Here is a 12,937-nt window from a genome sequence, read left to right as displayed (position 1 = left end):
ACCGGGCCAAGGGCTGAAAATAGAACGGCGCACACTCCAACCAGTACCGGCGGGGTGGATTCCACAAGGCGGGGGAAGGCCCCGCCTTTGGCGATTCTTTCCCCGATTTCTCATCGCTGAGAAATCGGGCCCAGCGGAGCGCGTCCCCTGCCAGGGGCGCAGGTCCCACACCTGAGAAATACGTCGAAAAAGCGGATGCAACTTCCACAGCTGCATCCGCTTTTGTGTATCTTTTTACTTCTGGTACGCCTTGGCTGCCCCCACAAAGCCCCGGAACAGGGGATGGGCCCGGTTGGGTCGGCTCTTCAGCTCGGGGTGGAACTGACCTGCCACAAACCAGGGGTGCTGGGGCAGCTCCACCATCTCCACCAGCCGTCCGTCCGGGGACAGGCCGGAGAGCACCAGCCCCGCCTTGGTTAGCTCCTCCCGGAAGGTGTTGTTTACCTCGTAGCGGTGGCGGTGGCGCTCGTGGATGTCCTGGACCCCGTAGATGTCAGCGGCCCGAGTGCCCTCCACCAGGTGGCAGGGGTAGCTGCCCAGACGCATGGTGCCGCCCATGTCGGTGACCCCCACCTGGTCGGGCATCAGGTCAATGACGGGATGGGTGGTGGCGGGATTGAGTTCGGAGGAGTGGGCGTCGGTCATGCCGCACACATGGCGGGCAAACTCCACCACAGCCAGCTGCATGCCCAGGCAGATGCCCAGGAAGGGGATGTTGTTCTCCCGGGCGTAACGGATGGCGGAAATTTTGCCCTCAATGCCCCGGTTGCCAAAGCCGCCGGGCACCAGAATACCCTGCACGCCCTCCAGCACCTGGGCCACGTTGTCCTGGGTGACCGTCTCGGAGTCCACCCAGCGGATGTGCACCTTCACGTCGTTTTCAATGCCGCCGTGGGTGAGGGCCTCCACCACGGACAGGTAGGCGTCGTGGAGGGAGACGTACTTGCCCACCAAAGCGATCTCCACGGTGTCTTTCACGTTCTTGGCCCGGTACACCATGGTAGCCCACTCGGTGAGGTCGGGGGCGTGACAGATGAGCCCCAGACGACGCACCACCACGTTGGCCAGCCCCTCCCGCTCCAGCATCAGGGGCACCTCATAGAGAATGTCGGCGGTGAGGTTGGGGATGGCGTTTTCCACCGGAATGTTACAGAACAGGGCAATCTTGTCCAAAATATCCTGGGGAATGGGGGCATCGCTGCGGCACATGATGACATCCGGCTGAATCCCCAGGCTGAGAAGCTCCTTGGCCGAGTGCTGGGTGGGCTTGCTCTTGAGCTCCCCAGAGCCGGGAATGGAGACAATGAGGGAGACGTGAATGAACATCACGTCCTGACGCCCCCGCTCGGCGGCCACCTGCCGGATGGCCTCCAGGAAGGGCTGGGACTCAATGTCGCCCACGGTGCCGCCGATCTCCACAATGGCCACATCGGTGTCGGGCCCCTCCAGAGAGTAGATGTTGGCCTTGATCTCGTTGGTGATGTGGGGGATGATCTGTACCGTGCCCCCCAGGTAGTCCCCGCGCCGCTCCCGGTTGAGCACGTTCCAGTACACCTTACCCGAGGACACCGAGGAGTTAAAGGTGAGGTTTTCGTCAATAAACCGCTCGTAGTGGCCCAAATCCAGGTCGGTCTCCGCCCCGTCGTCGGTGACGAACACCTCCCCGTGCTGGTAGGGGCTCATGGTGCCCGGGTCCACGTTGAGGTAGGGGTCCAGCTTCTGCACCTTCACCCGTAGCCCCCGCTGTTTCAGCAGGCGGCCCAGTGAAGCGGCGGTGATGCCCTTGCCCAGACCGGACACCACACCCCCGGTGACAAAGATAAATTTCGTGTTCATGGCCATATGTGCTTCCTCCTTTGGACAGGAAGATGCGCCCTTGCGCCGGACCCCATTGCCCGGCCCTGTCAAAAAATAATACGCAATATTTTACCCCCGTACCCCGGGACAAGTCAAGGCACGGCCTCGCCAATTTCCCGGGGGTACGGGGGTAAATTTCTGGTATAAAATGTAACTCTCTCACCCCTGGGCGTGGAGGGCGGCGATGATGCGCCGCTTGTACGCCAAAAATTCCGGGGTGAGGTTGAACTCCACGTGGCGGGGCCGGGGCTCTTGCACCACAATCTCCTCCCCAATGCGCCCGTCCATGAGAAGATAGATGCGGTCGGAGAGGAGGATGGCCTCGTCAATGTCGTGGGTGATGAAGAGGGTGGACAGGCGAATGTCCTCCATCACCTTCAAATACCACTCATGCACCGAGGACTTGGTGAGGGTGTCCAGGGCGGAAAAGGGCTCGTCCAGCAGCGCCACGTTCTGGGAGAACAGGTAGGTGCGCAGCAGCGCTGCCCGCTGGCGCATGCCGCCGGACAGCTGCCCCGGCCACTTCTTCTCGGTGCCCTCCAGCCCGAACTGGGCAAACAGGGCGGCGGCCTGGGCCCTGGCCTCCTTTTTCTTCATCCCCCGCAGCATCAACGGCAGCGCCACATTGTCCTCAATGGTGCGGTAGGGCAGCAACAGGTCCTTTTGCAGCATGTAGCTGATGCGGCCGGGCTGGCCCGTCACGTCCTCCCCGTCCAGAAACACCTGCCCTTCATCGGGGCGGAGCAGGCCGGAAATGACGTTGAAGAGGGTGGTCTTTCCGCCGCCGCTCACCCCCAGCAGGCACACCAGCTCCCCCTCCTTGAGGTGGATGGACACATCACGGAGGACCTGGTTGTCTCCAAAGGCCAGGCTGACGTTGCGTACTTCCAGCTTGTCCACGGTCACTTCTGGGGCAGGTAGTCGTTGGAGAATCCGGCGTTGGGGTCCACGGTGCCCTCCAGCAGCTGGTTGTCGTTGAGCCAGGTGAAGAAGCCGCTCCAGCGGTCCGGGTCCATCTCGCCCCAGCGCTCCGCGTCCGCCTGGTACTCCTTGGCCAGGTACTTCTGGCTGGCCACCACCAGCTCCTCATTGCTCTTGAGCTCGGGGGCGGCCTCCATGAGAATCTGGGCGGCCTCCTCGGGGTGCTCCATGGCGTACTCATAGCCCTGGGTCACAGCGGCCATAAATGCCTTAGACTCCTCTTCGTGCTCGCTGAGATAGGTGTTGTTGCCGATGATCACGGGGGTGTAGAAGTCAAACACCGGGTCGATGTCGGCAAACTCGAAGTAGTCGGTGTCCAGACCCGCCACCTCACAGGCGATGCCAGCCCAGCCGTAGTAAATCCAGATGGCGTCCACAGACTTGCTCTCCAGAGCAGACACCTCGTCGGTGACGGTGGAGGGGATGAGCTCCACCTTGGAGAAGTCGCCGCCGTCGGCCTCCATCACCTGCTGGATGGTAGCCTTCTCCACGGGCAGATCCCAGGTGGCGTACTTGTGGCCCTCCAGGCCCTTGGGGGTGTCCATGCCCTCTCCAGCCCGGGAGATGATGCCGGAGGTGTTGTGCTGGATGATGGCAGCCACAGCGGTGATGGGCAGGGGGTCGTCCCCAATGAGGCCGGGGGCGATGTAGTCCTGGAAGGACACGCCGAACTGGGCCTTGCCCGAGGCCACCAGCACTTCCGCGCCGTCCTCGGGGGGCTGCACCACCTCCACCTCCAGGCCGGCATCCTCAAAGTAGCCGTTGGCCATGGCCACATAGATGCCGGTGTGGTTGGTGTTGGGGGTCCAGTCCAGCACGAAGGTGATCTTCTCCAGGTCCTTCTCTCCGTCCTGGGTGTTGTTCTCGGTCTTCTGCCCGCAGGCAGTGAGAGACGCCGCCAGACCCAGGGTCAGCGCCCCGGCCAGCAGGCGATACGTCCATTTCTTCATCCTTTGTTCCTCCTCTTCTCCTCATCCACGGAGCGGTAGGGCATACACCGCCGCTCCAGCCACCCCACCAGGGCCATGAGGGCCAGGGACAGGGCGGAAATTAAAAAGATCACAGCAAACATCTTGTCAAAGGCAAAGGCCTTTTTCACCCGGGTCATGTACACTCCCAGGCCGCCGAAGCCGCCCAGCCACTCGCTGATGACGGCGCCCACGATGGAGTAGGCGGCGGCGATGCGCAGCCCGGAAAAGAACTGGGGCAGAGCCCAAGGGCATTTTAAGTAGCGAAAAATCTGCCACCGCCCCGCTCCCATGGAGCGCAGCAGTCCCACGGCGTCGGGGTCTACCCCCCGGAAGCCGTCCAGCAGCCCCACCGTCACCGGGAAGAAGGTGACCAGCACCACCAAAATGACCTTAGGAGTCATCTCGTAGCCAAACCACAGCACCAACAGGGGCGCAATGGCCACGGTGGGGATGGTCTGGGTGATGACCAGAATGGGGTAGAAAATCTTGTACAGCAGTTCAAAGGCATCCATGGCCACGGCGAACACAAAGCCCACCGCCACCCCGATGCACAGGCCCAGGGCGGCCTCCTGCAAGGTGATGAGCAGGTTTTCCCACAGGGAGGGGGCGTCGGTGACAAAGGCGGTGACCACCTGCACCGGGGAGGGCAGCATGTAGCTGGGCACCAGCCCGGACACACACACCAGCTGCCACACCACCAGCAGCACCGCCACCCCGGCAATCCCGGGCAGTTTAGCCCTGGTGGTGTTTGGTAACTTTCTGATCAATGGTGAGAATCTCCCCTTCCGGCTCGTAGACCACCTTGATGTAGGCGGACACCTTGGGGGCACCCGCCCGGACGGCCACGTGCTGGCACTCCTTGACAATATCCATCAGCTGGTCGTAGTTATCCCCCTCGATGGTGGTCTCAAAGGGGCCCACATAGTAGTTCAGGCCCGTGGAGCGGATGTAGTCGATGACCTCGTCCACCATGCGCACCAGTTCCTGGTCGTTGTCCGCCTGGGGCAGACTCTGAATGGCAACACTTGCTTTCATAGCACTTCCTCCATATCCATAAAAAATGCCCCGCCGGCAATACCGGCGGGGCATGACAAAACACGGATGCTCCCTACGCTGGCATTACCCAGATCAGGTTAAGGGTCGCAGGATATACCTGCCTCTCAGCTCCTTCCCTGGAGCTCCCCTGTCAACATGCCAGTTTAGTCCTTTTTTCGGCGGTTGTCAACACTTTGCGTCCTGTGCCATCCTCCGTGATTCTCGGACCGATACCCTCTGCCCAATCATCACCGTCATGGTAAACCGCCGCTTCTCCTGGTCATAGTCCCACTGGAAGTCCCCTTCATACTTTTTCAGGGCCTTGGCCACACTTTTCAGGCCAAACCCGTGGTCCTCTCCCCCTGCCTTGGTGGAGCGCAGCCCTTCTTCTCCCACAATGGGGGGCCGATCACAGCTGTTTTCCACCACCACCACCTGATAGCCGTTGCGCCGGGCGGTGGCCAGCTCCATCCACTTTCCCTGGGAGTCCTGGGCGGCGGTGAGGGCATTGTCCAGGAGGTTGCCCAGAATGGCCACCAGGTCGAAATCCTCCACGCCACCCAGGTTGCACAGCTGCACATCATAGGTGAAGGCGATGTTCTTCAGCTCACAAGCGGTGACGTACTTGTCCACCATCACGTCCAGGGCCCGGTTGCCGCTGTGGCAGCGGCGGGTGTATGCCTGGAGCTGCTGCTCCATCTGGGCGATGTACTGCTCCACCTTGGGGTCCTGGTTCAGGTTTCGGATGGCCTCCAGGTGATTTTTGGCGTCGTGGGCGTAGCTTCTCAGCTGCTGGTTCTGCCGCTCCAAAATCTCATAATAGGACTGCTCCATCCGGAGCTGCTCTTCCTTTTGCCGCTGGGCCAAGGCAATCCGTTTCCGCTCCCACCCCAGCTGGTACACCAACACCACCACTACTGTGGCCACGCACAGGGCCATGCTGACCACCAGCATCATCGTGCGCCCGGACATGGTCACCGGCTCCTGGGCTATGCCTTTGGCCAGCCATACCACCCCCACCAGCACAGCGGCAGGACACAGATACACCGGCACCGGAAGCTTTCCATACAGACAGCCCCATATGGGACAGTTCCGCCACCAGCATGGGTTGTACCACCAAGACCGTAAGGCCCAGCAACAGCAGCTCCCATTCGGGTATCCGCGGCTTTGCCAGCCGAGAAAAGAACAGATATATGATCACCAATTCCAGCAAGGCCACCACCGGAGAGGTGGCGAAGTTCCACTCTCCAAACAGTTCAATCATTCCTATCGCCTCCTCAAATAGTCAAATTTATATTTGAATATCAGTAAATTATGACCTTTCAACAGAGGTTACAGTGCTTTAATAAAATCCTCCAAAAGCCTTGAAAACAAAGGATTTATCGCAATGTGTTCGCCCTATCTCTTTATACGGTTACACACAAGTTTACTCTTTTCCTTATTGCTCATAAGGGCAAATACAAGGGCAAGAAAATCTCATAACAAGATATAACAGAGTGTGGCAATCGGAGAACTGTGATGTATGTGCGAATATATTATAACGGAGGATTTTTCAATGGACAAGTATATTTACGATGATAAAAATGGTCTGTGGTATGAACTGCAAGGAGATTATTATATTCCTTGTCTTATCTTACCAGCCGAAAAAGAACAGCCTATCGGTTTGTGGGGGCAGCGGCATTTGCGGTATCTGAAAGAACATCGCAGAAATACATACACAACGCTACTTACAAGCGGCAGACTGAACACTTACCTTGCCGATATAGATAAGCAAGCACAGGAGCGCATCGAAAGGCTCACAGAGCAGATGAAACGGGCGCAGGGTATCACAGAGCAGCTAAAGGCGGAAAACGCTTTAGAATGGACACAGAAAGTAAATAACATACGAGCGTGTGCAAAGGAGATTGTAGAAAAGGAAATCATCTTTGCATAAGTAGAGAGCGGTGGGGAGAAAAGCCCTGCCGCTTATATTATCTATTGCGTCTATTTTGACTTAGATTAAAAAATCCGATACTTTCTGATGTTCAGATAAATGTCTGCGATCACTAAGATTGAATATGGTCAGGCTTTATTGTATAATAACAATAAGCAAACTACACCGAAGCTCCATGATTTGAGGGGGGATATGTTTTGAAAAAAATGGGAACGATTTTGATGATCCTATTATTATGTACGGCTTTTTCCGGCTGTTCTGAAATAGGTAAATTAGTGCGGGATGTTAATAATCCTGATAATCCTTTAAGCGGAAAAAATACAGATGAACGTATTATAATGTGTCTCCAGCAAGCTTACCCTGAGCACACTTTTAATATCGTTACACCTTTTGATGAAGGCGAAGACTGCGGGGTATATTCCGATGAAAACGGAGTGAAATTTAGTGTATCAAATATCATCTATAATAATACTTATCATTTTGGTTGCTGCGATGATTATTTGAAAACGTTGCTTGAAGAACAAGGATATATCGAGCGCATTGCTGAAATTGCAGAAAAATATCATCTTCGTTTAAGATATGATGACGAAAACGAAACAGTAGGATTAGAAACTGATGAGGAAAACACAATATCAGAATACGCTGCCGCCCTTTCAGAAATATTAAATTCTGTAAATGTTCCAAAGGTAAAATTGCCGGAAGAACAAGGATTTTCAACTGGTGAAGTAAATTATTATACCCGCCCAAACTGGGGAATGCTTTTGTGCCGATGTGAAGCAGACAACAATGCTTCTAATGAGATTTTTTCTTTTGATGATGTGAATTTGACTCAGCAAGAGATTGAGCAACGACTGGACACATGTTATAAAAGGATTCAAGAATAAATTATATATGGGAATTCTTAAACTCTGAAAAAGTGATAAATAAATTTTTGAGGGGATGGTAGAGCTGAAAAAAATAGGAATGATTTTGATAATCCTATTATTATGTATGGCTTTTTCTGGCTGTTCTGAAATAGGTAAATTAGTGCAGGATGTTGATAATTCTGATAATCCTTTAAGCGGGAAAGATACAGATGAACGCATTTTAATGTGTCTCGAGGAAGAATATCCAGAACATGATTTTGTGATTGTGGAATCGTATAATAAAGAAAATGATTCAGGAAAATTTCAAGACGAAAATGGAATAGAATTTACAGTACATGGTCTGGTCTATGATAATACATATCATTTTGGATGTAGAAATGACTATTTAAAAGTTCTGTTGGAAAGCCAGGATTATCTAAAAGAGGTAAGTGATATTGCTGAAGAATATGGGTTTAGTGTTGATTATTCAGAGGAAACCATAGGGATTGAAGGCAATGAAAACGAGGATAACTCTGATTCAATAGATAGAATTTTTGAAATGGTACAAAAAATTCTAAACAGCGTTGATACTCCGCAAATTATGTACCCTAAAGAGGCTGGAAGTTTCTCTACTGGTAAAATTAACTACTACAGCATCCCATGTTGGGGACAATTAACTTGTCTATATCATATACAAGGTCATGCAGCGGTAATGACATTTCGTTTTGGAGATGAAAACATAAATGAAGAAACAATTAGAAAAAACATCATAGACGCATTGAAACAAGTTGAAAGCAATATAGAAAATGATAAATCGTATGAATAAAAAACTTAGTCCCACATTCCTTTCAAAAGTGTTTATATGTACGATACCGCCAGCAGTCACACGCTGACGGTGTTTCCTTTATCGGCTGTCTCTGTCAAAGGATTTCTTTCTCTGTCTCAGCTGGTTTCTTTGCTTGCCCTCCGCCTGAAGCTGGCGCAGGCGTTCCAGTACGCTCTCCCGTTCAGGCGGCTTTGCCTGCTCTTTTTTGGGCGGTTTTCGTTTTTCCCTGACTTGCCGCTCCCATGCGGCAAGGTCACGATTGTACTGCTCCACAACAGCCTCCGCCTTGCGGTAGGTTGCCATGAACGCCTGCACATCGGGATAACCGTCCTCTTTCAGAACATCGGGCAGTTTATCCAGTTTTTCAGCGATTTCCTTTTCTGTCCGCTTTATCTGCTCTGTGAGCGCCTTGCGCTCCTTACCCTTGAAAATCCCTTTTGTGTCGGCAAGTTGCTGTTTCAGTTTCGGAAGTACCGTATCCTGCAAGTGCCGGATTTCTTTCGCCTTATCCTGCGCCTTTATCATCAGCTTTTGTATGGTACGGAATTCTGCCATATCTATTTCAAGGACAGGCTTCGGCGGCATATCGTGTTCACGGATTAAGTTTTGCAGAAAGTCCTATGAAACTCACCGCAGAACATGTATATAAGACCATTCACGGGGCCCCCATTCTTCAGGACGTGGACCTCACCCTGGAGGGGGGCACCATCTACGGCTTTGTGGGCCGCAACGGCAGCGGCAAGACCACAGCGCTTTTATGTGGTGGATGTGTATGCCGGGGAAGGACTACAGAATGGTGATCTCATTTGGCTCACCAGCTCCCAGTGGAAACTTCCGGAGTCCCCCACATCGGGCCATCTACAGACCGGCTATGTCAACCTGCCCCAAAACAACTGGGAATACTTGGTGTTTCTCCAGGGCCCAGCGGATGAGTTCCAGCCCATCTACGAACAGCCTGTCTACCAGCTCCGGGACGATCTCACCCTTACCCCCATTCTCTGCTGTACCGATTGGAACGCAGAGGTGGAGGAAGGCCAGGGAGACACGATTCTGTACAAGGAAGCACGCTGGCATGAATTTTGCACCCAGACCCAGCAGGGCATGGACACCCTCATGGAGGCCAAGCACCAGGTGATTGCTCAATTCCCTGTAAACGAGTAAGAAAAAGCCCCGAATGCCGCTGCATTCGGGGCAACCAAACCAAGAATCATAAAACAAAAATCCCGAATGCGCTTGCATTCGGGATTTTTTAAATATCACAACAATATAGATACCCTTATACCTGATTCTTTTTCGCTGTGTTGATGGAAGCAATGAGCAATCGCTTGACCTCGGTACATTGTTTCAAAATGGTAGGATCATCATAGTAGCCACTTTCGATGAGCAGCTCCAGCCAGTATTCGCTTTCCGAACATTCTTTCAGTGCGATTTGCAATTTTGCAATAAAATCAGCCTTTCCATGGGCATACATGGCTTCCCGGATGTTGGCACCGATGCTGGTTCCCGAGCGAATGAGTTGATTGGTCAGGACGCTTTCCCGTTTGGAGTGTTTCATCTCATTGCACACTTTGATGATTTCCAACGCAAATGCCTTGGATTTATCTTGAAGGGGACTGGGCATAATCTTCTCCCCAAAAATAAAATCCGTGCCGCCTGGCGGCACACCTTACTTCTTCACTATTCACTATTACTTATTCACTTCCAAAAATCGACCCATCCAGTTTAGTGAAGAGTGAAAAGTGAATAGCGAATAAGTAAAAATCGACAAGCCCCTGACGGTGCTTGTCGATTTTTGGTGCCGGTGGCCGGACTCGAACCGGCACGGTGTCGCCACCGGTGGATTTTGAGTCCACTACGTCTACCAATTCCATCACACCGGCATGGTGCGAGTGGTATTATACTATATTATTTCCCATTTCGCAAGAGAAAATTTTGTTATTTTCCCTCTTCCCTCTCCGCTGCCAGACTGGAATCTACGGTTTCAGGGATTGACGAAATGGTGCAAAACGTGTACTATATGTGTATCTATGGTCAACGGAGGTATGACACCATGGTTCGTAAAAAAGATTCCAACGTGGTGCACTGTGCATCCTGCGGCGAGGATTACAGTGCCACATATAAGTTCTGTCCCTTCTGCGGCGGCGCTCAAACCCCCACCACCCAGCCCGCCATGGCCGATGAGAGCGGCTATGAATTTGACGGACAGGATGTGTTTGATCGCCCCGACGCCCAGCCCGCCGGAAAGGGCGGCAAGCGTCTGCCCGGAGCCGGCGGTCAGGCTCCCACTCCGCCCCCGCCCATCAACTGGCCCCGACTGATCACCTTCCTGTGCTCTCTGGTCATCATCGCCGCCGCTCTGGTGATGGTATTCACCGTGGTCTACCCCCATCTGCGGGATGTGACCAACCCCGATGCCAACCCCTCCGCGTCGGTATCCGTGTCCCCCACCGCCACCCTGTCCCCTGAGGGCCTGGCTGGCATGACCCTGGACACCACCGACTTCACCCTCCAGCCCCAGCAGACCCACACCCTTACCGTCACCTTTGACCCCGCCGATTGGGAGGGCACCGTCTCCTGGACCTCTTCCGATGAGACCTGCGCCACCGTAGACGAGGACGGCGTGGTCACCAACGTCAATGCTTCCGGCACCCAGCGTCGGGCCGTGATCACCGCCACCGCAGGCGGCCAGACCGTGACCTGCACCGTGTACTGCCAGTCCACGGCCCCCGTCACCCCCGCCCCCACGGCCGAGCCCACGCCCGAACCCACTCCTGAGTCCGGTGACATCCCCAACGGCTCCACGGGCACCATCATGAACGCCGCCAACGGCCTGCGGGTGCGCTCCGGCCCCGGCACCAGCTATGACGTGCTGGCCAGCCTGAAAAACGGCGACTCCATCACCGTGGTCTCCTACGCCGGGGACAACTGGTATGAGATCCGCTATTCCAGCACCAAGATCGGCTACATCATGGGCGACTACATCAACGCCAACTAAATTCAGCTTTTTGTACATAACACCACTGCAAGGTCCCTTGCAGTGGTGTTATGTTTCCATCTTGCAATTCTTTTCCATCCGCTACCTCTTCTCCCACAAACTCAAGGGCGCCACCCTGGCCTTCTTTGTCACCTTGGCCTGCACCGTGCTCTTTGACCTGTCCATCGCCATTGTGGCGGGTATGGCCCTGTGCTGCGTGATCTTCACCGTCAAGTGCGTGCAGCATGTGGAGGTGACCATCAGCGAGGTGGACCCCCAGCGGCTCCAGCGCATCAACCTGTCCTATCACCCCCGCCACTCCTCGGTGCGGGTGGTGTACATCTCCGGGGCCATCTTCTTCGGCTCTGCCGGGTATCTGGAGCGGTCCCTGGCCCAGCTGCCTTCCGACACCACCTCGGTGATTCTCTCGGTGCGGGGCGTGTCCACCGTGGACGCCACAGGCATCCAGACCTTCTCCCGGTTCATCCAGGCCCAGCAGGCCCACGGCACCCGGGTCTTCTTTACCGGAGCCAGCCCCGCCTTCCGCACAGCCATGGACCGGGGCGGCGTCACCCAGCTGATGGGCGAATCCGCCTTCTACTGGAGCGCCATGGACGCTCTGTCCGACATCGCCCAGGAATCCCAGACCGTCTAAGTTCCTTTTTCCCGCCCACCCTCGGGTGAGCGGGAATCTTTCTTGCAGTTTTGCCCCAGTTCTGGTATACTGGAGAAAATTCATACCTAACAGGAGGTATTTCTTTCATGCTTACCGTTGACCATATCAGTGTGATGAATCTGGAAAACGCCATGCGGGGCGCCCGCAATCCCCTGAACAGCTGGGCCCGCAGCGACAGCCACTACGACGAGCAGGGCAACTACATTCTGGGTGAAAACGACCTTGGCCTGGCCCAACGCCTATGCTCGGCTGGCACCGACCACCGGAAGTTCATCCGTCAGATCATGGTGTCCATGGACATCACCGCCCCCATGTACTGGTGGAAGGAGTTTGACACCTACAAGGTGGGCACCGTGGCCAACTCCACCTCTACCATGCACAAAATCCACGCCAAGGCCTTTGAGCGCAGCGACTTCAGCTGTGACCACATGACCCCTGAAACCCTGGCCCACTTCGACGGCACCATCGCCTACTTAGAGCAGGTGCGCAACCGCTATCTGGAGACCAAGGACAAGACCCACTGGTATGACCTCATCCAGCTGCTCCCCTCCAGCTACAATCAGATGCGCACCGTCACCCTCAACTATGAGGTGCTGGCCAACATCTACTATGCCCGGCGCAATCACAAGCTGGACGAGTGGCACACCCTGTGTGACGTGATTCTCACCCTGCCCTACGCCAAGGAGCTCATTGGAGCCTGCGAGAAATAAGGCGATGACAGCCCCGGGACCGGGGGTTCCGGGGCTGCTGAAAAAAACTTTCATTTTTTTGAGAAAACATGTTGACAATAGGGGGGACCCCTGCTATAATAATCTTCGCTGCAAACGTGATGTGCCACA

Annotated in this window: 16 protein-coding genes, 1 tRNA gene and 1 riboswitch; of the genes, 8 read left to right on the top strand and 9 right to left on the bottom strand. The window is 54.7% G+C overall.

Translation table 11 applies throughout. The annotated features are described in order from the left end of the window. Positions 1–234 precede the first annotated feature (234 nt). From B5F98_RS02165 to B5F98_RS02140, 6 genes are all read right to left on the bottom strand, one after another. Complete coding sequence (locus B5F98_RS02165) at positions 235–1,836, bottom strand: CTP synthase (protein ID WP_087369506.1); 1,602 nt, start codon at positions 1,834–1,836, stop codon at positions 235–237. A 180-nt stretch (positions 1,837–2,016) separates the two neighbouring features. Then, a complete protein-coding gene (locus tag B5F98_RS02160; RefSeq protein ID WP_343219388.1) occupies positions 2,017–2,763 on the bottom strand; it encodes an ABC transporter ATP-binding protein in 747 nt (248 codons plus the stop codon). Next, complete coding sequence (locus B5F98_RS02155; protein ID WP_087369414.1) at positions 2,760–3,788, bottom strand: ABC transporter substrate-binding protein; 1,029 nt, start codon at positions 3,786–3,788, stop codon at positions 2,760–2,762. Before B5F98_RS02155 ends, B5F98_RS02160 begins: the two co-directional genes overlap by 4 nt. Further along, positions 3,785–4,576: an ABC transporter permease gene (locus tag B5F98_RS02150; RefSeq protein WP_087369413.1), complete on the bottom strand. Its 792-nt coding sequence runs from the start codon at positions 4,574–4,576 to the stop codon at positions 3,785–3,787. Before B5F98_RS02150 ends, B5F98_RS02155 begins: the two co-directional genes overlap by 4 nt. After that, on the bottom strand, positions 4,542–4,844 hold the full coding sequence (locus B5F98_RS02145) for a thiamine-binding protein (protein ID WP_087369412.1): 303 nt from the start codon (positions 4,842–4,844) through the stop codon (positions 4,542–4,544). Before B5F98_RS02145 ends, B5F98_RS02150 begins: the two co-directional genes overlap by 35 nt. A gap of 53 nt (positions 4,845–4,897) precedes the next feature. Continuing rightward, positions 4,898–5,004: riboswitch (TPP riboswitch) on the bottom strand. Between the two features lie 26 nt (positions 5,005–5,030). After that, positions 5,031–5,897, bottom strand: coding sequence for a GHKL domain-containing protein (locus B5F98_RS02140; RefSeq protein ID WP_087369411.1), 867 nt, complete (start codon positions 5,895–5,897; stop codon positions 5,031–5,033). Positions 5,898–6,399: 502 nt separating this feature from the next. Here B5F98_RS02140 and B5F98_RS02135 point away from each other — a divergent pair. The 3 genes from B5F98_RS02135 to B5F98_RS02130 all read left to right on the top strand — a co-directional run bounded on the left by B5F98_RS02135 (position 6,400) and on the right by B5F98_RS02130 (position 8,448). Then, complete coding sequence (locus B5F98_RS02135) at positions 6,400–6,777, top strand: TnpV protein (RefSeq protein ID WP_087369410.1); 378 nt, start codon at positions 6,400–6,402, stop codon at positions 6,775–6,777. A 197-nt stretch (positions 6,778–6,974) separates the two neighbouring features. Further along, the gene (locus B5F98_RS12620; protein WP_143482713.1) at positions 6,975–7,661 is read left to right on the top strand and encodes a hypothetical protein; all 687 of its coding nucleotides are present in this window, start codon (positions 6,975–6,977) and stop codon (positions 7,659–7,661) included. 55 nt (positions 7,662–7,716) lie between these two features. Next, entirely contained in the window at positions 7,717–8,448 is a 732-nt protein-coding gene (locus tag B5F98_RS02130) for a hypothetical protein (RefSeq protein ID WP_087369409.1), read from the top strand. 78 nt (positions 8,449–8,526) lie between these two features. Here B5F98_RS02130 and B5F98_RS02125 read toward each other — a convergent pair whose 3' ends face one another. Then, positions 8,527–9,003 carry a hypothetical protein gene (locus tag B5F98_RS02125; RefSeq protein ID WP_343219387.1) on the bottom strand — a complete coding sequence of 159 codons (477 nt, stop codon included), beginning with the start codon at positions 9,001–9,003 and terminating at the stop codon, positions 8,527–8,529. A gap of 65 nt (positions 9,004–9,068) precedes the next feature. Between B5F98_RS02125 and B5F98_RS02120 the strand changes: the two genes are divergently transcribed. Further along, the gene (locus B5F98_RS02120) at positions 9,069–9,248 is read left to right on the top strand and encodes an ATP-binding cassette domain-containing protein (protein WP_087369408.1); all 180 of its coding nucleotides are present in this window, start codon (positions 9,069–9,071) and stop codon (positions 9,246–9,248) included. Continuing rightward, the gene (locus tag B5F98_RS02115; protein WP_143482712.1) at positions 9,208–9,609 is read left to right on the top strand and encodes a hypothetical protein; all 402 of its coding nucleotides are present in this window, start codon (positions 9,208–9,210) and stop codon (positions 9,607–9,609) included. Before B5F98_RS02120 ends, B5F98_RS02115 begins: the two co-directional genes overlap by 41 nt. A 115-nt stretch (positions 9,610–9,724) precedes the next feature. Here B5F98_RS02115 and B5F98_RS02110 read toward each other — a convergent pair whose 3' ends face one another. Both B5F98_RS02110 and B5F98_RS02105 read right to left on the bottom strand, forming a co-directional pair. Then, positions 9,725–10,111 (bottom strand): four helix bundle protein, encoded by a 387-nt coding sequence (locus B5F98_RS02110; RefSeq protein WP_242961577.1) that lies wholly within the window; start codon positions 10,109–10,111, stop codon positions 9,725–9,727. 130 nt (positions 10,112–10,241) lie between these two features. Further along, positions 10,242–10,328: transfer RNA gene (locus B5F98_RS02105), tRNA-Leu, on the bottom strand. A 170-nt stretch (positions 10,329–10,498) separates the two neighbouring features. Between B5F98_RS02105 and B5F98_RS13425 the strand changes: the two genes are divergently transcribed. The 3 genes from B5F98_RS13425 (at position 10,499) to B5F98_RS02090 (ending at position 12,808) form a co-directional block, all read left to right on the top strand. Next, positions 10,499–11,443, top strand: a complete 945-nt coding sequence (locus tag B5F98_RS13425) for an SH3 domain-containing protein (protein ID WP_158099750.1) — start codon at positions 10,499–10,501, stop codon at positions 11,441–11,443. Between the two features lie 61 nt (positions 11,444–11,504). Further along, positions 11,505–12,077, top strand: a complete 573-nt coding sequence (locus tag B5F98_RS02095) for an STAS domain-containing protein (protein WP_158099749.1) — start codon at positions 11,505–11,507, stop codon at positions 12,075–12,077. A 107-nt stretch (positions 12,078–12,184) separates the two neighbouring features. Further along, the gene (locus B5F98_RS02090) at positions 12,185–12,808 is read left to right on the top strand and encodes a hypothetical protein (protein WP_087232126.1); all 624 of its coding nucleotides are present in this window, start codon (positions 12,185–12,187) and stop codon (positions 12,806–12,808) included. The last annotated feature ends 129 nt before the right edge of the window (positions 12,809–12,937 follow it).

This window comes from Pseudoflavonifractor sp. An44, from assembly GCF_002161675.1.
Taxonomy (GTDB): Bacteria; Bacillota; Clostridia; order Oscillospirales; family Oscillospiraceae; genus Enterenecus; species Enterenecus faecium.
Note: the sequence above shows the minus strand (reverse complement) of the source record. Positions and strands in the feature narration are given on the sequence as shown.

Bases quoted from the DNA above. Each gene is read 5' to 3' on its own strand.
- B5F98_RS02125 (WP_343219387.1), bottom strand. From the start codon at position 9,003: ATGGCAGAATTCCGTACCATACAAAAGCTGATGATAAAGGCGCAGGAT.
- B5F98_RS13425 (WP_158099750.1), top strand. From the start codon at position 10,499: ATGGTTCGTAAAAAAGATTCCAACGTGGTGCACTGTGCATCCTGCGGC.
- B5F98_RS02135 (WP_087369410.1), top strand. From the start codon at position 6,400: ATGGACAAGTATATTTACGATGATAAAAATGGTCTGTGGTATGAACTG.
- B5F98_RS02155 (WP_087369414.1), bottom strand. From the start codon at position 3,788: ATGAAGAAATGGACGTATCGCCTGCTGGCCGGGGCGCTGACCCTGGGT.
- B5F98_RS02130 (WP_087369409.1), top strand. From the start codon at position 7,717: ATGGTAGAGCTGAAAAAAATAGGAATGATTTTGATAATCCTATTATTA.
- B5F98_RS02145 (WP_087369412.1), bottom strand. From the start codon at position 4,844: ATGAAAGCAAGTGTTGCCATTCAGAGTCTGCCCCAGGCGGACAACGAC.
- B5F98_RS02120 (WP_087369408.1), top strand. From the start codon at position 9,069: ATGAAACTCACCGCAGAACATGTATATAAGACCATTCACGGGGCCCCC.
- B5F98_RS02165 (WP_087369506.1), bottom strand. From the start codon at position 1,836: ATGAACACGAAATTTATCTTTGTCACCGGGGGTGTGGTGTCCGGTCTG.
- B5F98_RS02090 (WP_087232126.1), top strand. From the start codon at position 12,185: ATGCTTACCGTTGACCATATCAGTGTGATGAATCTGGAAAACGCCATG.